We start from the raw sequence: 20,382 nt of genomic DNA on the forward strand, positions 1-20,382 counted from the left end.
ATCGCGCCTGCCATGTACCTGCCGTCCGCTTTTCGCGAAGATTCGCTGGAAATCCAGCACGAGTTCATCCGCGCCCACCCGCTGGGGGTTGTCTTCACCAGCGGAGAGGGCGGATTGATGGCGAATCACATCCCCTGTCTGCTGTATCCCGAAGGCGAGCATGGCGTCCTGCGCCTGCACGTGGCGCGCGCCAATCCGCAGTTGGCCGAGCTGGCCGCGGGACGTGAGTGTCTGGTGGCTTTTCATGGCGCGCAGGCTTACATCACGCCGTCCTGGTACGCGACCAAGGCGGAAACGCACAAGGTCGTGCCGACCTGGAACTTCGTGGCCGTGCACGTGTGGGGCACGCCGGTGATCCAGGGCGATCCGGCCTGGCTGCGCGCGCAGCTTGAGGCGCTGACCGACAGCCAGGAAAAGGCGCGCGTCCAGCCGTGGCGCGTGGACGAGGCGCCCGCCGATTTCATTGCCGCGCAGATGCGCGCCATTATCGGCGTCGAGATCCCCATTGCCCGTATCGAAGGCAAGTGGAAGGTCAGCCAGAACCGCAACGCGGCGGATCGCGAGGGCGTCGCCGAAGGGCTGGTCAGCGAACGCGGCGACGCGGTCATGGCCGGCCTGGTGGCCCGGCGCGGCAAAGGCGCCTGAGGCATCAGGGCGCGCCGCGCTTGGCGTGCGCGCCCCGGCCGGCCGCAAAGCATGCGATGGCCGCGGCTTGCAGCAGGGCGGCCGCAGCCAGGAAGCCGGGAAGCGTCAATCCCGAAGGCTGCAGCCACGTGCGCAGCGCGCCGAATGCCGCGGGCGCAAAGGCATACGCGCCTTGCGACAGCGCGACGATCAGCGGCACCACGCGTGCCGCCTGCTCGCGGCCAAATTCCGTCTGCGCGATCAGCGGCGGCAGCGACGTGGCGTTGCCGATGCCCGACCCGAACAGCACGACGCCCGTCCACAGCGCCCACGCATGGTCGGCGGCCAGCATCAGCACCAGCGATCCCGCAATCTGCACGGCGTATGCCGCGCAGGCTATCTTGCGGCGGTCGGCCCCTGGCGGCATCAGCCAGCCGACGAGCGAGCGGCCGGCGATGGCGCTGGCCGTTGCCAGTCCCATCGCCAGGCCTGCCGTCTGCGCACCCAAGATCGGCGCCAGCAGTGACAGCAGGTGCGCGATCAAACCGATCTGGGCGAACAGCCCCAATGCCATGCCGGCGGCCAGCGTCACGAACGCCCGGTCTTGGCGCAGCTTGATCGCAAGTGTTGGCGTGGGCGGTGCGGCGCTTTCTTGCGCGGCGCGCGATGGGGCGGTGGCCGGGGGCGTGCCGCTAGATTGGATGCCGCCCGACGATGAGCCGGCCGACGATGAGCCGCCCGACGGGACGCCGCCCGACGGCACGCCGCCCGACAAATCTCCGTCCGGCGCCTGGCCGATTTGCTGTGGGGTCACCTTGAACACCTTGTGCGACAGCACGGCAATGACGGCGACCATCGCAATGCCAACCCACAGGGCTGCCTGCGCGAAGCCGGCCTGCGCAATCAGGAACACCCATAGCGGCGAAAAGATGATGCCGCCGACGCTGGCGCCGTTGTACGCCATGCCCAGCGCGGCGGGTCGCCGCCGCACGAACCACGGGGCAATCAGCGCGTTGACGGCTGCCGCACCCAGCGTGACCCAGCCCATTCCGCTGACCACTGCGGCGGCATAAAGCTGCCACGGCGCCTGCGCCACCGCCCATCCCGCCACGCCCAGCGCCAACAGCGCCGCGCCGCCTGCGGTCGTGCGGGCGACGCCGATGCGCCGGTACAGACGCGGCAGATTGGCCACCACCACCGTGCCCGCCAGAAAATGCAGGGTTACCGCGCCCGACACCAGCCCGACGCTCCAGCCGGTGCGCTGGACGACGGCATGCAGGAAGACCGGCGGCCCGTAAAAGCCGACGCCCCAGCCGAAGATGGCGAGCATGAAGGTGGCGTAGAGGACTTTCCAGCCGAAAAAGGAAGGGGAAGCAGGCATGGGATGGCGAGGATGTTGTTTTCGTTGAGTCGAAGTATGCTTACGTCCTGCACACAACACTTTGGTCCATACCGAATCATGGATTCCGAGTTCGCCGACATCAACTTGTCCGCCGTGGCGGGCGCCATTGCCGATCCCGCGCGGGCGCGCATGCTATGCGTGCTGCTGGACGGCCGCGCGCGCACCGCCACGGAATTGGCCGCTGCCGCCGACATCGGCGCGTCCACAGCCAGCAGCCATTTCCAGCGTCTGCGCGATCAGGGTCTGGTCGAAATGGCCGTGCAGGGCAAGCATCGCTACTACCGGCTGGCGAGCGGCGACGTCGGCCACGCGCTGGAGGCGCTGTTGGTAGTGGCGGGCGCCGACCGCGCCCCGTTCAAGCCGACCACGCCTTCCGCGCTGCGCGACAGCCGCACCTGCTATGACCACATGGCTGGCACGCTGGCCGTGCATATTCACGATGCGATGCTGGCCCGGCACTGGTTGACGCCGGACGGCCGCGACTATCTGCTGACGCCGCTGGGCGAGGCGTCGCTCGCGCAGGTGGGCGTTGATGCCCCGCAAGCGCGCCAGCGCCGCCGCCGCTTTGCCTGCGCGTGCCTGGATTGGAGCGAGCGGCGCTCGCATCTGGGAGGCGCACTGGGCGCCGCGCTGCTCGATGCGCTCTTGGCGCGCGGCTGGATCAGCAAGGATCTGGACTCACGCGCGTTGCGCATCACGGCCAAGGGCGAACGCCAGTTTCCGGCCTTCTTCGGTCTTGCCGGCGACCAACCCGCCGCCCAACGGGACGCGCATGCAGCAGCCTGATCGCTTCCTCCGCGCCTCGCCTCATCCATACCGCCCCATACGGCGGTGCACCCGCACACAATCTTTCAAGCCGCGGATGCGGCTTTTTTTACGTCCCGTCCCTCGCGGACAGCTTCTCAACCCTGTACAGGAGGTGGCCTTGCCTACGCTGGCCCTGCACGCGTTCCGTCACGTCATGTCGATCGTGACGGAATTGCGCATCGACGTTAACCATAGTCCCGAAGAGGTCGACAAGGAACTCGATGCCATCCACAACCGCATGAATCGTCCGATGGACCGCCTGCATGGATTGCCGGAGGTCAAGACCGATATCCCTGGCATCGTGCTTCGCTACCGCGAGGCCGACGGCGAGTATTACGTGTATGTGGTGGACGTGCGGCGCGGCCGGCTGGCGGGTTATACCGTCTTCAACCGCCTGATCGAAGTGGGGCGCCGCGCCGATCCCTACGTGCGCGCCCCGCATTCCAAGTACGCCGCCCCTTACCAGGGCATGGGACTGGCCACCGCGGTGTACCGCTGGGCGCTGGATGCGGGTTTGTGCATCCTGAGCGGCGCCCGCCAGTCGGTGGGTGCGCATCGTTTGTGGATGGGGCTGGCGCGCGATTATGTGCTGGGCTTCGTGGACCTGCGCAGCAAGCAGCTTACGTATCTGGGAAGTGAGGTCAGTCCGGCCGTGCGGGACGACCTGCATACCCGCATGATCCTGCTCGGTAAAGGCTGGCGGCTGGACGATTACATGCGCGTGACAGGGATGAAAGTGTCCCAGGATGCACTTTCGCAACAGGGCCTAGGGTAAATCCCCGGAAACCGCTATTGATGCTGCACCGCTAAATGGCGGTGCAGCCCCGCAAGCCGCGTCTACGCTGACTCTTGGCAAAATGGCCATTTTGTTTCCCAGCGGTTGAGAAACGGGGACGCGCTTGCGGCAGCGCAACAGTGTTTCTATTTTCTGCTTGGGTTACAAAACTTATCCGGATTGTCATCGAATCACGGAGTATGCTCGACGGCAGATAGAGGACTACCGAAGTGCATCAGAACAACTTGATCTACAAGGGATACCGCCTCACGGCCAAGGTTTCCCGGGGCAGCGGCGCTATCGAAGTTCCGGCGCAATCCAGCGGCCCTGTCTTCATCGCATCGGTGATGGTCGTGCAGGCAGGCGCCATCCTTGAAGGCGGCGACGAATACCCCGTACCGCAATTTGCCGGCGGCGGCTTTGTCTACAGCCCGCGCGAGGCCGTCCATGCGGCCATTCTGCATGGCCGCGAAATCGTGGACGGCCTGACCAATCTGCCGTCCTGACCCGCCTGCCTTTTGGCGGCTACGTCGAAAACACTTCGCGCCAGTCGCGCGTCTTGGCCAGCGTCTGCACGGTGGCGGACTGCTCCAGGATCGTCACGGCCTTCTTGAATTCCTCGGCCGACGCGCCGTCTTCCAGAATCACCATGCGCGAGTTGCGCGCATCGGCCATCTTCACGTCCGACATCTTGCCGTGGGTCTGATAGACCTGCGTCCAGTCCATCTTCTTGCCCGCCTTCAGGGCGATGGGCTCGATGTAGGTGAGGGCGGTGCTGCCCGCCGCACGCACCGCGTACGCGAAGTCCGCCGTGTGACCGCTGCTGCCCTTGGCGCGCGCACCTTTGACCATGCGGTTCACGCCCACGCCTTCGGCCAGCGCGCGTCCCACCTGGGCGCGGAAGCGCAGCTGGCTGAAACGCGGCATCCACTTCGCGCACTGAAACGACAGGGCCATCGCCAGCTTTACCGCGTCCCATAGCGCTTCCTGCAACTGTTCGTTCGGGCCCGACGCCACGATGGCGCCCGACCGGTCGAAGTGGGCGAGGGTGACGCCCGGCGTCTCGTTCAGGATGTCGATGCGCTTGGCCGCTACCTCGATGCCGAAGCTCGACGCGTGCATCGCGGTCTCACAGGCGTCGGTCAGGTAGAACGACGACTCGTCCGGATGCGCGATGAAAAAGGCCGCGTGCTGGCCGTCAAGGCCCAGCGTCATGGGAGACACGGCGCGGATGGCGTGTTCGCCCGCCGGCAGGACGGTCCAGCCGGAGGCTTCCAGAAAATTGCTCATAGGATCAGTTCGATTTGGCGGCCTTTGAGGGGATGCGCAAAGCCGCCGGCCAGCGTCAGGTTCGCTCGCGGCAGGAAATACTGCATCAGCGCCGCGATGGTGTCCAGCGCGGGCACGACGGGCTCGGCATAGCCTTCGCCTTCCTCGACCCAGATGTGCTCATGGCTGCGGTCGGCCAGCGGCTTGCGGTACTGCGGCCGGTCCGCGCCCACCAGGCTGGTGTGAAACGAGTCGTCGGTGTCCACCCCGTACACCCGGTGCGGCCCGACGAACAGGCTGGCACAGAACGCTTCCGTCAGAAAGATGGTGGCCTGGCCGTGCACGGCGGTGCGGGCGCCCCGGTACATGACGCGAAAGATCACGTCCTCGCGCACGTCGCCCTTGATCTTGCAAGGGCTGCTGAACTCCATCCACTGCGCGCTGCCCGCCGCCGGCTTCGGGACCCAGACGATGGGCTTCGCGGTTTCCTTGGGTTCGGCAAGAATCTCTTGCACCTCATCAACGGTGATTAGCGGTTCGAACTTGTTGGCCATGGAAACAGATAAAGGGTCTTGGAGGGCGCGTGGGCAAACCTGCGAGTGGCGTGCGCTGCGCCCGCCGCGCCGCGGAGATAAACACGCGCGCGCAGCATTGCGAGGGGGCGTAATCTTACAAGATGAAGACGGTAGGGGTGGGCTGACTGTATGGATATACAGTCAGGCGGGCGGCCGGCCTGGAATGATGACATGCCGACGCCGACGCCGACGCCGATGCCGGTGCCGGTGCCGGTGCCGGTGCCGACGCCCAGCGCGACTCCGCCGTCACAGCGATGTCGCACCAAACGTGTCGCACTGCTTGATGCTGCCGCTTTCCAGGCCGCGCTTGAACCACCGCACGCGCTGCGCGGAACTGCCGTGCGTGAAGGCATCGGGCACCACGTAGCCCTGGCTCTGCTTCTGCAGCCGGTCGTCGCCGATGGCGGTGGCCGCTGCCAGCGCTTCTTCGACGTCGCCGCCTTCAAGAATGTTGCGCGCCGCATCGGCGCGCTGCGCCCACAGGCCGGCAAAGCAGTCCGCCTGCAGCTCCAGCCGCACCGACAGCGCATTGGCCTGCGATGGGTTGCGACGGCGCAGTTGGTCAACCTGGTCCGAAATGCCCAGCAGGTGCTGCACATGATGGCCGACTTCATGCGCGATCACATACGCCTGCGCGAAATCGCCCGGCGCCTTGAACCGGTTCTGCAGCTCGTCGAAGAACGACAGGTCTATATAGACCTTGCTGTCGCCCGGGCAGTAGAAGGGCCCCATGGCCGATTGGCCGGTGCCGCAGGCCGTCGGCGTGGCGCCGCGAAAGAGCACCAGCTTGGGTTCGACGTACTGGCGGTTCAGTTCCTTCTGGAAGATCGCGTTCCACACGTCCTCGGTTTCGCCCAGCACCTTGGACACGAAGACGGCCTGCGGATCGTTGGCCGGCGGGGCCGTGGCGGGCGCCTGCTCCTGCATCGCCGGCCCCTCGGCCATGTCCAGGACCACGCGGGGATCCACGCCGAAGTACATTGCGACAAGGGCAAGTACTATCGTGCCTATGCCGATGGTGCCGCGGCCACCGATTCGCGGGCCGCCCGACCGGCGGTCTTCCACATTGTTGCTCTGGCGCGAATTTCCAAGGCGCATATTCGTTCTCCGGGGCGGATCGGCGATACCGCCATTTTGCATCGCCGCGCAATTGAGCGGCCTTCAAGGATGTTAGGATAAACCCATGGCTTTGTACTTCTCCGTCCACCCAGCAAATCCCCAGCCGCGGCTGCTCAAGCAAGCCGCGCAATGGCTTAATGACGGGGGCCTGGTGGCTGTGCCCACCGACTCCAGTTATGCCGTCGTCGCCCGCCTGGACGACAAAAGCGCCGCCGACGGGCTGCGCCGCCTGCGCGGACTCGACGAACGCCACCACCTCACGCTTCTATGCCGCGACCTGGCTGAAATCGGCCACTTCGCCCGCGTCGACAACAAGCAGTACCGCCTGCTGAAAGCCGCGACCCCTGGTCCCTGGACCTTCATCCTCGAGGCCACCAAGGAAGTCCCGCGGCGCGTATCGCACCCATCGCGCAAGACCATCGGCATCCGCGTGCCGGATCACGCCGTCCTCCTGGGCTTGCTGGAACAGGCGGGCTCGCCGCTCCTGTCCACGACGCTCATTCCCAAGGATGAAACCGAGGCGTTGAACGACGCCGAAGAAATCCGCGAGCGCTACGACCACGATCTGGCCGCCATCATCGATGCAGGCGCCTGCCCGCAGGCGCCCACCACGGTGATCGACCTCACGGCCGACGAGCCGGTTGTCGTGCGCCTGGGCCGCGGCGATCCCGCCACGCTCGGACTTGTCTGATTTCACCCCTCGCCTCGATGCACGAGACGTGCCGCGCGCGGGCGTGGCTCATCTACAATCCGGTTCGCCATGAATGACATCATCCAAACCATTGCGGTCTACGCGATACCGGTTATCTTCGCCATCACCCTGCACGAGGCCGCGCACGGCTACGTGGCGCGCATGTTGGGCGATCCGACCGCCTACCAGGCCGGACGGGTCAGCCTGAATCCGGCGCGGCACATCGACCCCGTCGGCACGCTGCTGGTGCCGGTCGCCATCCTGCTGGCCTCCAAGCTGATTGGCGGCTCCATGCTGCTCTTCGGCTGGGCCAAGCCGGTTCCCGTCGACTTCGGCCGCCTGCGCCGTCCCAAAAAGGACATGGCCTGGGTGGCGCTGGCCGGTCCGGCTGCCAATATGTTCATGGCCATCCTGTGGGCGCTGTCGCTGCGTCTGTTCATGGAAAGCGGCCTGCACGAAAGCTTCTGGTTCGAAATGGCTGTGGCGGGCGTCAACGTCAACCTCGTGCTGATGGCGCTGAACTTGCTGCCCATCCTGCCGCTGGACGGCGGACGCATCCTGTTCAGCCTGCTGCCCAATCGTCTGGCCTGGCAATACTCGAAAATCGAGCCGTATGGCTTGATCATCGTCATTGTGCTTTTGGTCACCGATGTGCTCTGGTTATTGATGCAACCGGTGCTCGGGCTGGGAACGACAATCGTTCAGTGGTTTCTGTAAGATTCCCCCCAATATCCGTTAAACTCAGCGGTTTCACTGAATCAGGCCCTGGGGCAATCCCGCCGCGGGGTTTTGGAGCCCGAATCTATGGCATCCCCTGCTACCGCCGCAGGCGTTAATTTCCAGGGCAGCATGGTGGCCCTGGTCACCCCAATGCAACCCGACGGCAGCCTGGACTACGCTGCCTACCGGTCGTTGATCGACTGGCACGTCCAGGAAGGCACCGACGCGCTGGTGGTGGTGGGCACCACCGGGGAGTCGCCCACGGTCTCCATGGAAGAACACGCGGAACTGATCCGCGTTGCCGTCGAACACGCCGCCGGCCGCATTCCGGTCATTGCTGGCGTGGGCGCCAACTCCACCGACGAAGCCATCCACCTGACGCGCCACGCCAAGGCGGTCGGCGCTCACGCGGGCTTGTCGGTCGTGCCTTACTACAACAAGCCGTCGCAAGAAGGCCTGTACCGCCACTTCCGCACCATCGCGGAAGCCGTCGACCTGCCCACCATCCTGTACAACGTGCCGGGCCGTACCGTTGCCGACATGAGCAACGACACGATCCTGCGTCTGGCGCAGGTGCCGGGCATCATCGGCATCAAGGACGCCACTGGCGACATCGCCCGCGGCGGCCTGCTCCTCCGCGAGGCGCCTGCCAGCTTCCAGGTCTTCAGCGGCGACGATCCCACCGCGGCCGCCCTGATCCTGCTGGGGGCGCGCGGCAACATTTCCGTCACGGCCAACGTGGCGCCCAAGCTCATGCGCGACCTCTGTGCCGCCGCCCTTGCGGGCGACGTGCCGAAGGTCCGTGAACTTAACGCGTTCCTGGCGCGTCTGAACAAGGCTTTGTTCGTTGAAGCCAACCCCATCCCCGTCAAGTGGGCGTTGGCCGAAATGGGCCGCAGCGCGCTTGGCTACCGACTGCCACTGGTCGAACTGAGCGCGCCGCATCACGCAACGGTGCGCAACGCGCTCCAGGAAACGGGACTGCTCTAAATATCGTGAGGAAACGTATGAACAAGCGTCATGCCGGTTTGTCGGCATTGATGTCTCTGGTGTTGCTGGCCGGGTGCTCCGAGGTCAACCAATTCCTGGGCAATGAAGAATCGGTCGACTACAAGAGCGCAGTGAACCAACGCGGAGAGCCCCTGAGCATTCCGCCCGACCTGACGCAAGCCAACAGCGACCCCCGCTACCGCGCGCCGGCATCCGGCTCCACCACCTTCTCTGAGTTCCAGCAGCAAGGCGTGGCCCAGGCCAGCGCCCCGAAGACCAGCAACGTGCTGCCCAGCCGCTCCGACATGCGTGTCGAGCGCGACGGCGACCTGCGCTGGCTCGTGGTGGACCGTCCGCCCGAGCAGGTCTTCCCCCGCCTGATCGACTTCTGGACCGAAAGCGGCTTTACCGTCGCCACCAACAACCCCGGCGCCGGCCTGATCGAAACGGACTGGGCCGAGAACCGCGCCAAGATCCCGGAAAGCTGGCTGCGCCAAGCCCTGGGCGCCGTGCTGGAAACGGCCTGGGATAGCGGCGAGCGCGAAAAATTCCGCACCCGCGTCGAACGCGTCAACGGCCACACCGAAATCTATGTCAGCCACCGCCAGATGCTTGAGAAGCGCGTCGGCTCCGACGGCGCTCAGGTGCAGTGGCAGAACGGCAAGGAAGACCCGGGCCTGAACGCCGCCATGCTGGCGCGCATGATGGTTTACCTGGGCACCGACGTCGACAACGCCCGCAGGCTGGTGCAGCAGGCGGAAGCCTCGCCGCAGCGTCCGGCTGTTCAGCAGGACGTCCGCGCACAGGGCGCGTCGCTCATCGTCAGCGAATCCTTCGACCGCGCCTGGCGCCGTGTCGGCGTGGCGCTCGATGGCGGCGGCTTCGCCGTCGAAGACCGCGACCGTTCGGCTGGCGACTACTTCGTTCGCTATGTCGACACGGACACCGGCGAAAAGATCGAACAGCCCGGCTTCTTCAGCCGCATGTTCTCCGGCGACAAGAAGGCGCAGGCGCCCCAGTACCGCATCCACCTGGTGGGCAACGGCGAACAGACCACCGTCTCGGTACTGGACGCCAACGGTTCGCCTGACAACAGCCCGACGGCGCAGCGCCTGCTGAGCGTCCTGAAGGACAAGATGTAATTGAAACCACCTTGCCGCGCACGCTCAGCGTGCCGCGGCAAGGCACAAAAAAACCCTGGCATGACATGCCAGGGTTTTTTTTGCGTCTTTCAGTGCGGGGGTTCGTGCCTGAAGATTTACGACGCGGGGGTGGTCGAGCCGCCCGGGGTGGTGGAACCGGTGCCGGGGGTCGTGCCAGGGGTCGGCGCGGGCGATGCCGGCGGTGTGCCACCAGGAGCGGGCGTGGTCGCGCCGGGAGTGGGGTTAGCCGCCGGTGCCGGGGCATCTTCCTTCTTGTTGCAAGCGCTGAGCGCAACGGCCAGCACCGAGGCAATAATCAAGGTTTTGCTCATCATTATTTGAACTCCTGTAGATGACGACTCTTGAAACCCCGTTAGGGGAAACCAGAATTCAGGCTACAGGAAGGTTCATGCCGATCGCGTGTGAAAGTTAAAGCGGTGGCATCCCAAAAGCAACAAACCTTTCAGCTTGGTGTTATGTCTTTCTTGATGTGACCCGGCTTACAGACCTGATTTCTTTCTGTGCGACACGGATACTTTCAGGTTTCCAGATACTACTCGGGGCGGTAATGAATCCAACCCGAGTCCAGCCAATCCGCCAGGCAGGCGCGCGCATCCTCTGACAGACGGGCGCAAGCGGGATGCGCACAATCCAGGCTACGCGCATCGGCCAAGAGGCGCAACGCCACGTCGGCGGGCGTCATGGCCGTTTCCCCGTTGATGAAAAGCTGCTTGCCGCGATACAGCATGCGGCTGCGGCGATCCAACACCAGGCGGCCGGACGCGGGCCAATCTTCTTCCAGATCGACATCCAACCCCTCGGGCGCATCGAACACGCTGAGGTTGCTGGGCTCGGTCAGCCAGCAGCCCAGGAAGCGCGAGGCCAGGGCATCGTCAAAACGCAGCTTCTCGACCGTTTCCAGCGTGGCGGCCACCAGCCCGTCCGGCAGCGCCGCGGGCGTGTCCACCGCCGGCTGGGCCGGGTCGCGGTAGACCGCCGACAGCTTCGGGCCGGGCAGGGCGGGTTCACCGTACGGACCGCCCAGAAGGCCCACGCGGGCCATCACCTGGTCCGCAGCGGCTTCCAGGAGCCCGCGCGCCAGTGTCGCCTGCGTCGGCGCCCGGAAACCGATGGAGATCGTCATGCAGCCGTCGCCCATGGCAATGCCGTCATGCGCGGCCTGCGGCGGCAGGTACAGCATGTCGCCCGGCGCCAGTACTGCCTTTTCCTCGGGCTGGAAGTTGCTCAGGATCTTGAGCGGCAGACCCGGCTCCAGCGACAGGTCCTTCTGGCGGCCGTAGCTCCATTCGCGCTCGCCCGCGGCCTGCAGCAGGAACACGTCGTAGCTGTCGAAATGCGGACCGACGCCGCCGCCGTGGCTGGCGACGCTGATCATCACATCGTCCAGGCGCGCGTCCGGAATGAAGCGGAATAAGGCCATCAGTTCGGCCGCGGCATCGCTATGCAGGTCCACGCTCTGCACCAGCAGCGTCCAGTCACCCTCGTTATCCTTGGGCAGGCGCGCGAAGGGGCCGTTTTCCATCTGCCATTCACCGTTCTCGCGCCAGATCAGACGCGATTCCACGTCGTCGCGGCGCGCGAGCTTCTTGATGGCCGCGATGGTGACGGGCGGCTTGAAAGCCGGAATGGCCTGGCGGATCAGCAACGGCTTCTTCTGCCAGTAACGGCGCATGAAGTCGTTGGGGCTTTGATTGCCCAGGAGCGGCAGCGGTTGGTCGAGGTTCATTGGAGGTGCTTCTTCAAGCGGTAAAGGGCATCCAGCGCTTCGCGCGGGGTGAGGCTGTCGGGGTCAATGCCGGAAAGTTCCTCGCGCAGCGAGTCCAGCGCTTCGATGGCGTCCGAACGTTCGGCTTCGGCGTACGCCTGCGCGTCGGCCTCGGCGGCGGCCGAGAACAGGCCGAGCTGCGGCGTCGGGGCGCCTTGCGCTTCCAGGCGTTCAAGTTCGCGTGTCGCCTGGCGGATGACCGCGGCGGGCACGCCCGCGCGCTGCGCCACCTGAATCCCATAGCTGCGGCTGGCCGGACCTTCGCGCACTTCGTGCAGGAACACGATGCCGCTTGCCGATTCCGCGGCGGCCAGGTGCACGTTGGCGGCCGTGGCCTGCTCGGCGGGCAGACGCGTCAATTCAAAGTAGTGCGTGGCAAACAGCGTCAGCGCGCGGTTGTGCGACAAGAGGCGGCAGGCGATAGCCCACGCAAGCGCCAGGCCGTCATAGGTAGACGTGCCGCGCCCGATCTCGTCCATCAGCACCAGACTGTTGGGCGTGCTGGCCGACAGGATGGCCGCGGCCTCCGTCATCTCCATCATGAAGGTCGAGCGTCCGCCCGCCAGATCGTCGGCCGCGCCGATGCGCGTGAAGATGCGATCGATCTTGCCGATCCGGGCGCGCGACGCAGGCACGAAGCTGCCGATGCGCGCCAGCAGCACAATCAGCGCCACCTGCCGCATGTACGTCGACTTACCGCCCATGTTCGGGCCGGTGATCAACAGCATGCGCCGCGCCGGATCCAGGCGGCAGCCGTTCGGCGTAAAGCGTTCGATGGCGCGCTCCACCACCGGGTGGCGGCCGGCGTCGATGTCGATGTCGGCCTGCTCGGACAGCTCGGGCGCGATCCAGTCGTGACGCTGCGCGTGCTCGGCCAGGGCGGCCAGCGTGTCCAGTTCGGCCAGCGCTGCGGCGCAGTCGGACAACGGGCGCACGTGTTCGGCCAGCACGTCGAGCAACTGCTCGAACAGCCATTTTTCGCGCGCCAGCGAGCGGTCTTGCGCCGACAGCACCTTGTCTTCCCAGGTCTTGAGCTCGGGGGTGATATAGCGTTCGGCGTTCTTGAGCGTCTGGCGGCGGCGGTAGTCTTCTGGCACCTTGGCCGTCTGGCCCTTGGTGACCTCGATATAGAAGCCATGCACGCGGTTGAACTCCACGCGCAGATTGCTGATGCCCGTGCGCTCGCGCTCGCGGGCTTCGAGCTGGACCAGGAAGTCCCCGCCATCGGCGGCCAGACCGCGCAATTCGTCCAGTTCCGCATCAAAGCCAGCCGCCAGCACGCCGCCGTCGCGGATGGCCACGGCCGGCTCGGGGGCAATCGCCCGCACCAGCAGCGCGGCCAGCGCGGGATCCACCGACAGGTGGGAGATCAGTTCGCCGATGCGCGGCGAGGCCGACATGGGCTCGACCAGATCGGCCAGCGCCGGCAGGGCCTGCAGCGCATCGCGCAGGCTGGCCAGTTCGCGCGGACGCACGGACCGCAGCGCCAGTCGCGCCGCGATGCGCTCGATATCGGGAAAGGCGTTCAAGGAGGCGCGCAGGGCTTCCAGCAGTCCCGCCGAACCGAACGTCTGCTCGACGTCCATACGGCCGGCCAGCAGCGCAGAAATGGCCTGCTGCCGCGCCAGCGCCTGCTCATTCTCGCGCAAGGGGTGATGCAGCCAGCGGCGCAGGAGACGGCTACCCATCGGCGTGCGGCAACCGTCCAGCAGCGAGAACAGCGTGGGCGAGTCTTCGCCCGACAGCGTCTGGGTCAGCTCCAGGTTGCGGCGCGTGACCGGGTCCAGCAACACGAACTGCCCGGGCCGCTCGGCGGACAGGCTCTGCACGTGCGCCAGCGCCTGCGACTGCGTGCGCGCTGCATAACGCAGCAGGGCGCCCGCCGCGCAGATGCCGGCTGGCATGTCTTCAATATCAAAGCCCGCCAACGTGTCGGTCTTGAAATGCGCCAGCAGGTGCGCGCGCGCGCCGTCGCTTTCAAAGTGCCAGTCCGGCACCCGGGAGCGCGCGCCTTCGAACGGAAAGTCGAATTCGGCGCTGTCGGCGCAAATAATTTCCGCCGGCGCGATCCGGTGCAATTCGGATTCCAGCTGGGCAGGTGCGCATTCGGTCACGCGGAACTCGCCGCTGGCCAGATTCAGCCAGGCCAGTCCCGCTCGCGGGGCACGCGCGCTGCCGCTGACGAAAATGGACGCCAGCGCGCGGTCCGCCTTGGCGGGCAGGAGCGCGTCGTCCGTTAACGTGCCAGGCGTCACAATGCGCACGATACGGCGCTCGACCGGGCCCTTCGAGGCGGCGGGATCGCCGATCTGTTCGCAGATGGCGATGGACTCGCCCATCGCGACGAGCCGCGCCAGGTATTGCTCCATGGCATGCACGGGCAGCCCGGCCATGGGAATGGGCACGCCGTTGGACGAGCCCCGCTTGGTCAACGTGAGGTTAAGCAACCGCGCGCCGCGCTCGGCGTCTTCGTAGAACATTTCATAGAAGTCGCCCATGCGATAGAACAGCAGCAACGGCCCGGCCTCGGCTTTGAGGCGCAGGTACTGTTGCATCATGGGAGTATGTTGTGAATCAATGACTTGCGACATGCTTATATTAGACAGTCTAAAACTCAGGCGGTTTTCTTTGCTTGGCGGCTGAACGTGGGGCCATCAACTACAGGCACTTCACGCAGCCGGATGTATCGGTCAGTCATGGCGGCGGTCGTGTGGCCAGCCAGCAATTGCGCGTCCTTGCCTTGGCGCTTTGCGTCCGTCAGGGATTTGGCGCGCAGGTCATGAATGTTGGCGTCTTTGACACCGGCAGCCTCCACTGCCTCCTTCCATCGGTCCCTGGTGGCTCCATAGGAAGGTGCGCCCTTAGTATGGGACCGGGTGCGGAACAGAGTGGGAGCCAGCACATTACCATTCAGAGCGTTTGCCCGAGCAATCGCGTCCCGTAGCTCTGGCGTCCAGCGGACCAGCAGTTTCGCGCCAGTCTTCTGCTGGTCGAACGCTATGCCCTCGTCGTTGATGTCCGCTCGCTTGATAGCGATCACATCCCCGACGCGCTGCCCGGTAAGGTACAGCAAATCCATGATGACCTGCATCCGCGGGTTTGCTTTCGCGTAAATGGCGGCGTATTCGTCGTCCGTGATGTAGCGCTGGCGCTTTCCCTCGGCATGACGGCGGATCCCGACGCAAGGATTGCTGTCGACCAGTTGCCATTCGACGGCATAACTGAAAACCGTCTTCAGGAACGACAGCACGCGGTTCGCCATGTTTGGCGTGTCGGACATGTCCATCTTGAGCGCGGCAACGTGCTTCGGCCGGATCTGGTCCGGAGCGAACTCAGCGAACGTCTCTTTGATCCGCGCAGCAGCGATCTTGTACTGATCGATGGTGTTTTTCGATAGCTTCGGAGACATGTGCGTCAGGACCTTTTCCACAAGCTCCGGCATGCCTCCACGCGGGTTATCGAACCGACGTGCGTACTCGGCCAAAGCGGCAGGCAGATCCGCCGCCAGGCGAGTCCACTTCCCGGCTTTGACGTAGTAGTAAGCGCCGTGCTTTTCATAGACGCAGGGCGGCAAATGCTTGTCAGATTTGCGCGGACGGCCCATTTCTCAGCCTCATTTGCGGTTCCCGAGACGGGATTGTATCGGGGTGGCCCTTGTCCACGTATCGACGGTAGACCAGTAGGGAGCCATCGGGCCTGACCTGATAGCGGATCCCCAGCGCTTTGAGGACCTTCATCTGGGCCGGGCGACGCTGGCGAGCGGTGATCTCGCCGATTTCCTGGTCGGTAAGGGTCAGCATATCGCCTCCAAAACCAAGCCCTGCATCAAGCAGGGCGTTTTACCAGTCGGTAGCCAAGCTTCTCCGCCGCTTCCTTGAGCATGCGAAGGGCCATTACGTCGGATTCCTCGCCACGCTGCCAAGCTCCAGACGCCAGGGGCACGAATTGGTAGCTATTGAAGATGCCAAGGTCCAGGCAGTCGGCATGGTGGCACTGGATGATCCGCCCGTAGGAAAGATCAACTTCCCGCGGATGGATGGGAGTGCCCATCGCGAAGTTCATCTTCCTGGAAATCTTCATCCCAAGGTCCGGGTCGTTGGTCCACTGTCCAGCCTGATCGTTGTAGAGCATCACAACGGTGCGGTATCCCATCTGCTTTCTCCAAAACAAAGCCCGCGCTAGGCGGGCATCCATTGTTGCTGCGTCGTTTTGAGCATCTGCTCAATTGCATCATTCATCCGGTACTTCTTCTCCGTACTTGCTGGCGACGTAGGCGCGCATGGCGGCGACCAGGGGCGTGGGCCCGAGCCAACCGCGCCGGGCGGTTTGCATCTGCTCGACCACTCCGACCCAGTGCAGTAGGTTGCCCTCGTCAACTTGGGCATAAGCACTGATTCGCTCGGCCTGGATGATCGGGCCCCCGTGCTGCCAGTCGACCGACGGCCAGAAATGAAGGCCCGCGTGACCTAGATTGAGTTCCTGCCTGAGCTTGATAGAGTCAAGGAAGTTCTCGGTGATCCAACCGAAAATCATGTCTTCAGAACGGTCATAGAGCGTCCAGCAGTCGGAGCGGTAGGGGCGTAGCTCGATGTCCTTCCAATGCCCCCCGTTTAGGATGTTGGCTTGCGCTACCCAGTAGTCCAGTTTGATGCCTTCCAGTTCAGATACCTTCACACTACCTCCTTGTCCAATTCCTCGGCCCGCACAGTCACCCGCTCAACCGCAATCTGATTGCCGCTGGTGAACTTCTCCCGCAGCAGCATTCCATCCCTCGCCAGCGCCACCAGCTCGTCGCGCTCTCCAATACTGAGCGTCACCGCAGAGCCATAGGGCTTGCAGTGCGCCTCGCGGGTGGCTATCTGCTCTAGTTCGTCTTTGGTCATGTTTGTCTCATTAATGATTCACAGTAACGGGCTATGCGCTATATATGAGTCAAGTGCCTCCGTCCTTGTGGTCGGGGTGGGACTGGGCACCGTCACCAAGGGGGAATAGTTGATGTTGCCGCTGAGCGTCCTCGATGCGACGACATGCGATGTCGAAGTACCGCTCGTCCAGCTCACACCCTACAAAAGGTCGGCCAGCCTCAACGCATGCGACCCCGGTGCTCCCACTACCCATGAAGGGATCTGCGATCAACCCTTCGGGCAGCTTCCGAAGTAGCCGCTGCAGAAGCGCGACAGGCTTTTCGTTCGGGTGACTGCGACCATTCTTCGCCATGCTTTGGACGGGCGGGCACATAAGTACGGCGCCTTCGTCCCTGGATCCGACGAAGCCCTTTCCGAGGACGTAAATCTCTTCGGTGCTAGGCTTCCATGGGATATCCAGTGCACCCATGCCCAGGGCAGGGCCCTTGTCCCATATGAGAACGGCGCGCGTACCTTGGGGACGTGGGGCTTTCCAGCTTCCGAAAACGAGCATGGGTTTTCCCTGGAGTCTGGCCAGGACGTAATCGCGCATGGCAGGCGAGCTATCGCCCTTAATGCCTTCTTCGCTCCATAGCGCATCCGTTGCGAACCCGCTGCGGTAACTGATTCCGAAAGGCGGATCAGTGAGCACGCCGGCCGCTTCCTGCAAGGCAGCCAAGTGATCGGTGCAGTCTCCGCAGTAAAGCGTCGCGGTACCAATCTGCTCAACCCGCATCGCTGCCTCCGTTCTTCTGCGCGCCCGGTTGCGCGGACAGGGCGGCGTCACGTAAACGCGTTGCGCGGTTGTAGCCAATCACCAATTGGCGGGCCAAGTCCGAAGCGCTCAACGGAGGCTCAAATGCGCGCATAAGCCAATCTGCCGCGCCTTGCAGCGGGTCCGCCTCGCTGGCCTGGGGCGCGGCATAGTAGGGCACGGTGTAGGCCGTGGCGTATCGGGAATGCGCACGTTTGAGCGCGTCGCTGATCGGCTCGCGGCCGTCCGTTGTCCCCCACGCCACCGGCTGCGCCTCCCCGGCTACAGGGGCGCTTGCCGCAGACACTGCGCGCCGGCACTCGTCCATGCACTTGGCCCAGCCTTCCGCATAGCCATCCTCGAATAGCACGGGCGATTGCCCCTTAGACGGTGGCATGGTCGGCCACTGGATCGGACCGGCTACAGGGGCGCTTGCCAGGGGGTAGAAGTCGGCAAACCTCATGCCCGCCATCCAACCATGACGCGCCATTTCGGCTTTCGTCACTTCGCGCTCAATCGGGCCATCTTTCTTGAGCCAGTCCGAAAAATGCTCGTACTCGTCGGGCCGCTCATCGGCTACAGGGGCGCGCAGCTTGGGTAGCAGGGCGGATTCGATGGCGCGGGCGAAGCGCAACGCTTCGTCGTCGGTCATGTTGCTGCGACGTTCCAGACTCAGGATTTGCCCAGTGGTCAGCACGGCATCCTTCGGCGCCGGGGCAGGGGTGTTGTTGGTCATGCGAATAGCCTCTCTTGTCGTTGAGCGTCTTCGATGCGCCTGCAGGCAATGTCGAAGTACCGGGGTTCCCGTTCAATGCCGATGAAGGCCCGGCCGAGTTGAACGGCGGCTACACCTGTGGTGCCAGACCCCATAAAGGGGTCCAAAATTGTTCCCGGGCATCCCGCCTGTTGGATTGCCCACGTCATTACTGGCACCGGCTTCTGGGTTGGGTGCTCACGGATCTCTTTGTTCGCCATGTCCTGCTGAAGCATGCCGTTCCACATCCATCGGATGAGACGCACGGCCTTCTTCATGTTGGTCCAGGCTAATTCGCAGTCTGCGAAGTCCGTTTCCCCATTCACCTTGTCCCAGACCAGCCAACAACTGGAAGGCGGCAATTCGAAGTAGTTGCCGCCAAAGAGCACCTGCAAATCTCCTGCAGCCAGCACGAGCTTCAGTAGCTCACGGTCTGGTGGCGCGCTATCCCATTCCAGCGCTGCCCCGAAGTCGGTGGAAGCGACGCCCACACCCGTGGTGTTTCGTGATCCCTTCCATTTGTTGGCCCCAGCGGCTGAGCCTCTGGTGCGGTTTTTGCCGGCTGCCTCACCAATCCCGTAGGGGGGGTCGGTGATCACCGCTTCCACCCTCGGAATCGTCGGCAGGATCTCGCGGCAGTCGCCCTGGTACAGAGTGGCTCCGCCGATTTGCTCGACTCGCATGTCTCACCCCTCCTGCTGCTGAGAGGCTGCAATGGCGGCGTCGATGGCGGCGCGCAGGCGATCCAACGCCCCTTCGGTTGACGTGCGCGGTTGCTGCCAGACGAGCGCATTCTTTCGGCCGTTCTCAAGATCTCGAATAGCCCATGCGTTCTGAGCGATCCAATCCAGGCGCGCCGCATCCCGCGCATCGCCAGCAGCGGGAGCTTTGAGTACCAAAGTCGCCATCCCGCGAATGTGTTCGCAGGCAACAAGCGGGGCAGCCATGACGTTGCCCGGAGTGGCCCATTCGATGGCCTTGCGAGCAAGGGTCGCGCGCTCGTCCTTCGCATCGTCCTGTGCGCTGGCGGGAGGGGTGGGCGCAGCTTCCAGCATTGCCACCACAGCCGGGCCGAAGGTGTCAGCCTGCTCGTTATCGTGGAATACTCGGGCGAAGGCATCGCGCATTTCAGGCGTGGGCTCCGCGACCGGCACCAGCTTCCATTGTTGTGTCATTTGTTCACGCTCCAGGGTAGAAGAAGGATGCAATGCGGTTGGCGATGTACAGGAAAAACACACAAGCCAGCGCCAGGCCGATCACGAAGCCCGGGAGGCCCCAGGCCATCACAAGGCTCTCTACCGGGTCTTCATCGTCGTCGCGAAATTCGTCCGTAGTCATCACATCCCCCTCAGGAGCGCACGCTCCTTGTATCGGTCATATGCGTCATCAAGGTCCACGGTCCGCGCCACAATCTCGGCACGGCGCTCCATGTACTGCTTGTCGGTCGTGAAGCCGTCAACGCGGTCTGCGTCGGCTTGCTCGAGTTGTTGCGCGATGTCCATATCTGCTCCGAATGGTGGTTCAGCGTTTGCTTAGGTGGCGTGCGAGGTGCCGAGCCAGTTCTCGGCTTATGGGGCCAAGAAGGGTTGCTTCCAGTTCCTCTGGACGCATCTGCATGAAGGCGCGCTCGTCTATGGCGTAGGCGACATTGCCGTCATCCAAGCGCACATAGAAATGCACCGCTCTGGGGGAGTCTCGGAACTCAATGCGGGCAAGTAGCTGTCGCAACTGGATAACCTTGTTTTCCAGGAACATCGGCGAGTTCTCGTAGGAGCAGGCAAATGATCGCTTCTGCTCAGCCATCCGAAAATCGCCGCCAAGCGGGTTAGGGTGGTAGCCCCTCTCTATGGGAGGCAGTGCAACGTCGTTCCCCAGGACTTTTCGAGCGTGGTCGATAACTTGCTCGGCATTGCTCAGCTCACGGCGAACGTGAGTCAACAGTCCTTGATCACTTACACGAGCGGCTTCCAACTGCGCGATACGTTCTCGCGCTCGCCGCTTTTGATTGCGGCCATATCGCTTGCTCATGTGAACTCCGTTAGGCGGGGACGTACTTGCGGATGCGGGAAA

27 protein-coding genes are annotated in these 20,382 nt (G+C 64.2%); 8 read left to right on the forward strand and 19 right to left on the reverse strand.

The annotated features are described in order from the left end of the window. Window positions 1–12 precede the first annotated feature (12 nt). Window positions 13–645 (forward strand): FMN-binding negative transcriptional regulator, encoded by a 633-nt coding sequence (locus KW836_RS19415; protein ID WP_218344778.1) that lies wholly within the window; start codon window positions 13–15, stop codon window positions 643–645. Between the two features lie 4 nt (window positions 646–649). Here the strand turns inward: KW836_RS19415 and KW836_RS19420 are convergent, their stop codons facing one another. After that, window positions 650–2,005 (reverse strand): MFS transporter, encoded by a 1,356-nt coding sequence (locus tag KW836_RS19420; RefSeq protein ID WP_218344461.1) that lies wholly within the window; start codon window positions 2,003–2,005, stop codon window positions 650–652. Between the two features lie 78 nt (window positions 2,006–2,083). On the opposite strand from KW836_RS19420, the gene KW836_RS19425 reads away from it, so the two are divergent. The 3 genes from KW836_RS19425 to KW836_RS19435 all read left to right on the forward strand — a co-directional run bounded on the left by KW836_RS19425 (window position 2,084) and on the right by KW836_RS19435 (window position 4,114). Next, a complete protein-coding gene (locus KW836_RS19425; protein WP_218344462.1) occupies window positions 2,084–2,812 on the forward strand; it encodes a helix-turn-helix transcriptional regulator in 729 nt (242 codons plus the stop codon). 139 nt (window positions 2,813–2,951) lie between these two features. Further along, entirely contained in the window at window positions 2,952–3,608 is a 657-nt protein-coding gene (locus tag KW836_RS19430; RefSeq protein ID WP_218344463.1) for an N-acetyltransferase, read from the forward strand. Between the two features lie 230 nt (window positions 3,609–3,838). After that, window positions 3,839–4,114, forward strand: a complete 276-nt coding sequence (locus tag KW836_RS19435) for a hypothetical protein (RefSeq protein WP_175124287.1) — start codon at window positions 3,839–3,841, stop codon at window positions 4,112–4,114. A gap of 19 nt (window positions 4,115–4,133) precedes the next feature. Here KW836_RS19435 and KW836_RS19440 read toward each other — a convergent pair whose 3' ends face one another. The 3 genes from KW836_RS19440 to KW836_RS19450 form a co-directional block, all read right to left on the reverse strand. Continuing rightward, window positions 4,134–4,898, reverse strand: a complete 765-nt coding sequence (locus tag KW836_RS19440) for a DUF1828 domain-containing protein (RefSeq protein ID WP_175124286.1) — start codon at window positions 4,896–4,898, stop codon at window positions 4,134–4,136. Continuing rightward, on the reverse strand, window positions 4,895–5,431 hold the full coding sequence (locus tag KW836_RS19445; RefSeq protein WP_175124285.1) for a hypothetical protein: 537 nt from the start codon (window positions 5,429–5,431) through the stop codon (window positions 4,895–4,897). Before KW836_RS19445 ends, KW836_RS19440 begins: the two co-directional genes overlap by 4 nt. A gap of 267 nt (window positions 5,432–5,698) precedes the next feature. Next, the gene (locus tag KW836_RS19450) at window positions 5,699–6,550 is read right to left on the reverse strand and encodes a neutral zinc metallopeptidase (RefSeq protein WP_218344464.1); all 852 of its coding nucleotides are present in this window, start codon (window positions 6,548–6,550) and stop codon (window positions 5,699–5,701) included. Between the two features lie 85 nt (window positions 6,551–6,635). Here KW836_RS19450 and KW836_RS19455 point away from each other — a divergent pair, with 85 nt between their 5' ends. From KW836_RS19455 to bamC, 4 genes are all read left to right on the forward strand, one after another. Next, window positions 6,636–7,262: an L-threonylcarbamoyladenylate synthase gene (locus KW836_RS19455; RefSeq protein WP_175124283.1), complete on the forward strand. Its 627-nt coding sequence runs from the start codon at window positions 6,636–6,638 to the stop codon at window positions 7,260–7,262. Between the two features lie 69 nt (window positions 7,263–7,331). Continuing rightward, window positions 7,332–7,979: a site-2 protease family protein gene (locus KW836_RS19460; protein ID WP_175124282.1), complete on the forward strand. Its 648-nt coding sequence runs from the start codon at window positions 7,332–7,334 to the stop codon at window positions 7,977–7,979. An 87-nt stretch (window positions 7,980–8,066) separates the two neighbouring features. Beyond that, window positions 8,067–8,972: a 4-hydroxy-tetrahydrodipicolinate synthase gene (dapA, locus tag KW836_RS19465; protein ID WP_175124281.1), complete on the forward strand. Its 906-nt coding sequence runs from the start codon at window positions 8,067–8,069 to the stop codon at window positions 8,970–8,972. A 17-nt stretch (window positions 8,973–8,989) separates the two neighbouring features. After that, window positions 8,990–10,114, forward strand: coding sequence for an outer membrane protein assembly factor BamC (gene bamC / locus KW836_RS19470; RefSeq protein ID WP_218344465.1), 1,125 nt, complete (start codon window positions 8,990–8,992; stop codon window positions 10,112–10,114). A 116-nt stretch (window positions 10,115–10,230) separates the two neighbouring features. On the opposite strand, the gene KW836_RS19475 is transcribed toward bamC, so the two are convergent. The 15 genes from KW836_RS19475 to KW836_RS19545 form a co-directional block, all read right to left on the reverse strand. Continuing rightward, window positions 10,231–10,449, reverse strand: a complete 219-nt coding sequence (locus KW836_RS19475) for an endopeptidase (RefSeq protein ID WP_218344466.1) — start codon at window positions 10,447–10,449, stop codon at window positions 10,231–10,233. 218 nt (window positions 10,450–10,667) lie between these two features. Next, window positions 10,668–11,861 (reverse strand): cupin domain-containing protein, encoded by a 1,194-nt coding sequence (locus tag KW836_RS19480; protein WP_218344467.1) that lies wholly within the window; start codon window positions 11,859–11,861, stop codon window positions 10,668–10,670. Then, window positions 11,858–14,458: a DNA mismatch repair protein MutS gene (gene mutS / locus KW836_RS19485; RefSeq protein WP_218344468.1), complete on the reverse strand. Its 2,601-nt coding sequence runs from the start codon at window positions 14,456–14,458 to the stop codon at window positions 11,858–11,860. The genes KW836_RS19480 and mutS overlap by 4 nt, the downstream gene beginning before the upstream one ends. A gap of 56 nt (window positions 14,459–14,514) precedes the next feature. Then, window positions 14,515–15,504 (reverse strand): tyrosine-type recombinase/integrase, encoded by a 990-nt coding sequence (locus KW836_RS19490; protein ID WP_218344469.1) that lies wholly within the window; start codon window positions 15,502–15,504, stop codon window positions 14,515–14,517. Beyond that, window positions 15,482–15,700 (reverse strand): DUF4224 domain-containing protein, encoded by a 219-nt coding sequence (locus KW836_RS19495; protein ID WP_218344470.1) that lies wholly within the window; start codon window positions 15,698–15,700, stop codon window positions 15,482–15,484. The genes KW836_RS19490 and KW836_RS19495 overlap by 23 nt, the downstream gene beginning before the upstream one ends. A gap of 25 nt (window positions 15,701–15,725) precedes the next feature. Further along, a complete protein-coding gene (locus tag KW836_RS19500; RefSeq protein WP_218344471.1) occupies window positions 15,726–16,052 on the reverse strand; it encodes a hypothetical protein in 327 nt (108 codons plus the stop codon). 78 nt (window positions 16,053–16,130) lie between these two features. Beyond that, entirely contained in the window at window positions 16,131–16,574 is a 444-nt protein-coding gene (locus KW836_RS19505; protein WP_218344472.1) for a phage protein NinX family protein, read from the reverse strand. Next, window positions 16,571–16,783, reverse strand: coding sequence for a hypothetical protein (locus KW836_RS19510; protein WP_218344473.1), 213 nt, complete (start codon window positions 16,781–16,783; stop codon window positions 16,571–16,573). The genes KW836_RS19505 and KW836_RS19510 overlap by 4 nt, the downstream gene beginning before the upstream one ends. Before the next feature lie 49 nt (window positions 16,784–16,832). After that, window positions 16,833–17,540 (reverse strand): DNA methyltransferase, encoded by a 708-nt coding sequence (locus KW836_RS28170; RefSeq protein ID WP_218344474.1) that lies wholly within the window; start codon window positions 17,538–17,540, stop codon window positions 16,833–16,835. Beyond that, entirely contained in the window at window positions 17,530–18,294 is a 765-nt protein-coding gene (locus KW836_RS19520) for a hypothetical protein (RefSeq protein ID WP_218344475.1), read from the reverse strand. The genes KW836_RS28170 and KW836_RS19520 overlap by 11 nt, the downstream gene beginning before the upstream one ends. Continuing rightward, complete coding sequence (locus KW836_RS19525) at window positions 18,291–18,995, reverse strand: DNA methyltransferase (protein WP_218344476.1); 705 nt, start codon at window positions 18,993–18,995, stop codon at window positions 18,291–18,293. Before KW836_RS19525 ends, KW836_RS19520 begins: the two co-directional genes overlap by 4 nt. A gap of 3 nt (window positions 18,996–18,998) precedes the next feature. Next, the gene (locus tag KW836_RS19530) at window positions 18,999–19,487 is read right to left on the reverse strand and encodes a hypothetical protein (protein WP_218344477.1); all 489 of its coding nucleotides are present in this window, start codon (window positions 19,485–19,487) and stop codon (window positions 18,999–19,001) included. 4 nt (window positions 19,488–19,491) lie between these two features. After that, complete coding sequence (locus tag KW836_RS19535) at window positions 19,492–19,650, reverse strand: hypothetical protein (protein WP_218344478.1); 159 nt, start codon at window positions 19,648–19,650, stop codon at window positions 19,492–19,494. Then, window positions 19,650–19,814 (reverse strand): hypothetical protein, encoded by a 165-nt coding sequence (locus KW836_RS19540; protein WP_218344479.1) that lies wholly within the window; start codon window positions 19,812–19,814, stop codon window positions 19,650–19,652. Before KW836_RS19540 ends, KW836_RS19535 begins: the two co-directional genes overlap by 1 nt. A gap of 19 nt (window positions 19,815–19,833) precedes the next feature. Beyond that, window positions 19,834–20,340 (reverse strand): hypothetical protein, encoded by a 507-nt coding sequence (locus KW836_RS19545; RefSeq protein ID WP_218344480.1) that lies wholly within the window; start codon window positions 20,338–20,340, stop codon window positions 19,834–19,836. Between the last annotated feature and the right edge of the window lie 42 nt (window positions 20,341–20,382).

This window comes from Achromobacter sp. ACM05, from assembly GCF_019218915.1.
Taxonomy (GTDB): Bacteria; Pseudomonadota; Gammaproteobacteria; order Burkholderiales; family Burkholderiaceae_B; genus Achromobacter; species Achromobacter animicus.

Coding starts and splice junctions, on each gene's coding strand:
- KW836_RS19415 (WP_218344778.1), top strand. CDS start 13: ATGTACCTGCCGTCCGCTTTTCGCGAAGATTCGCTGGAAATCCAGCAC.
- KW836_RS19420 (WP_218344461.1), bottom strand. CDS start 2,005: ATGCCTGCTTCCCCTTCCTTTTTCGGCTGGAAAGTCCTCTACGCCACC.
- KW836_RS19425 (WP_218344462.1), top strand. CDS start 2,084: ATGGATTCCGAGTTCGCCGACATCAACTTGTCCGCCGTGGCGGGCGCC.
- KW836_RS19440 (WP_175124286.1), bottom strand. CDS start 4,898: ATGAGCAATTTTCTGGAAGCCTCCGGCTGGACCGTCCTGCCGGCGGGC.
- KW836_RS19445 (WP_175124285.1), bottom strand. CDS start 5,431: ATGGCCAACAAGTTCGAACCGCTAATCACCGTTGATGAGGTGCAAGAG.
- KW836_RS19450 (WP_218344464.1), bottom strand. CDS start 6,550: ATGCGCCTTGGAAATTCGCGCCAGAGCAACAATGTGGAAGACCGCCGG.
- KW836_RS19455 (WP_175124283.1), top strand. CDS start 6,636: ATGGCTTTGTACTTCTCCGTCCACCCAGCAAATCCCCAGCCGCGGCTG.
- KW836_RS19460 (WP_175124282.1), top strand. CDS start 7,332: ATGAATGACATCATCCAAACCATTGCGGTCTACGCGATACCGGTTATC.
- dapA (WP_175124281.1), top strand. CDS start 8,067: ATGGCATCCCCTGCTACCGCCGCAGGCGTTAATTTCCAGGGCAGCATG.
- bamC (WP_218344465.1), top strand. CDS start 8,990: ATGAACAAGCGTCATGCCGGTTTGTCGGCATTGATGTCTCTGGTGTTG.
- KW836_RS19475 (WP_218344466.1), bottom strand. CDS start 10,449: ATGATGAGCAAAACCTTGATTATTGCCTCGGTGCTGGCCGTTGCGCTC.
- KW836_RS19480 (WP_218344467.1), bottom strand. CDS start 11,861: ATGAACCTCGACCAACCGCTGCCGCTCCTGGGCAATCAAAGCCCCAAC.
- mutS (WP_218344468.1), bottom strand. CDS start 14,458: ATGATGCAACAGTACCTGCGCCTCAAAGCCGAGGCCGGGCCGTTGCTG.
- KW836_RS19490 (WP_218344469.1), bottom strand. CDS start 15,504: ATGGGCCGTCCGCGCAAATCTGACAAGCATTTGCCGCCCTGCGTCTAT.
- KW836_RS19495 (WP_218344470.1), bottom strand. CDS start 15,700: ATGCTGACCCTTACCGACCAGGAAATCGGCGAGATCACCGCTCGCCAG.
- KW836_RS19500 (WP_218344471.1), bottom strand. CDS start 16,052: ATGGGATACCGCACCGTTGTGATGCTCTACAACGATCAGGCTGGACAG.
- KW836_RS19510 (WP_218344473.1), bottom strand. CDS start 16,783: ATGACCAAAGACGAACTAGAGCAGATAGCCACCCGCGAGGCGCACTGC.
- KW836_RS28170 (WP_218344474.1), bottom strand. CDS start 17,540: ATGCGGGTTGAGCAGATTGGTACCGCGACGCTTTACTGCGGAGACTGC.
- KW836_RS19520 (WP_218344475.1), bottom strand. CDS start 18,294: ATGACCAACAACACCCCTGCCCCGGCGCCGAAGGATGCCGTGCTGACC.
- KW836_RS19525 (WP_218344476.1), bottom strand. CDS start 18,995: ATGCGAGTCGAGCAAATCGGCGGAGCCACTCTGTACCAGGGCGACTGC.
- KW836_RS19530 (WP_218344477.1), bottom strand. CDS start 19,487: ATGACACAACAATGGAAGCTGGTGCCGGTCGCGGAGCCCACGCCTGAA.
- KW836_RS19535 (WP_218344478.1), bottom strand. CDS start 19,650: ATGACTACGGACGAATTTCGCGACGACGATGAAGACCCGGTAGAGAGC.
- KW836_RS19540 (WP_218344479.1), bottom strand. CDS start 19,814: ATGGACATCGCGCAACAACTCGAGCAAGCCGACGCAGACCGCGTTGAC.
- KW836_RS19545 (WP_218344480.1), bottom strand. CDS start 20,340: ATGAGCAAGCGATATGGCCGCAATCAAAAGCGGCGAGCGCGAGAACGT.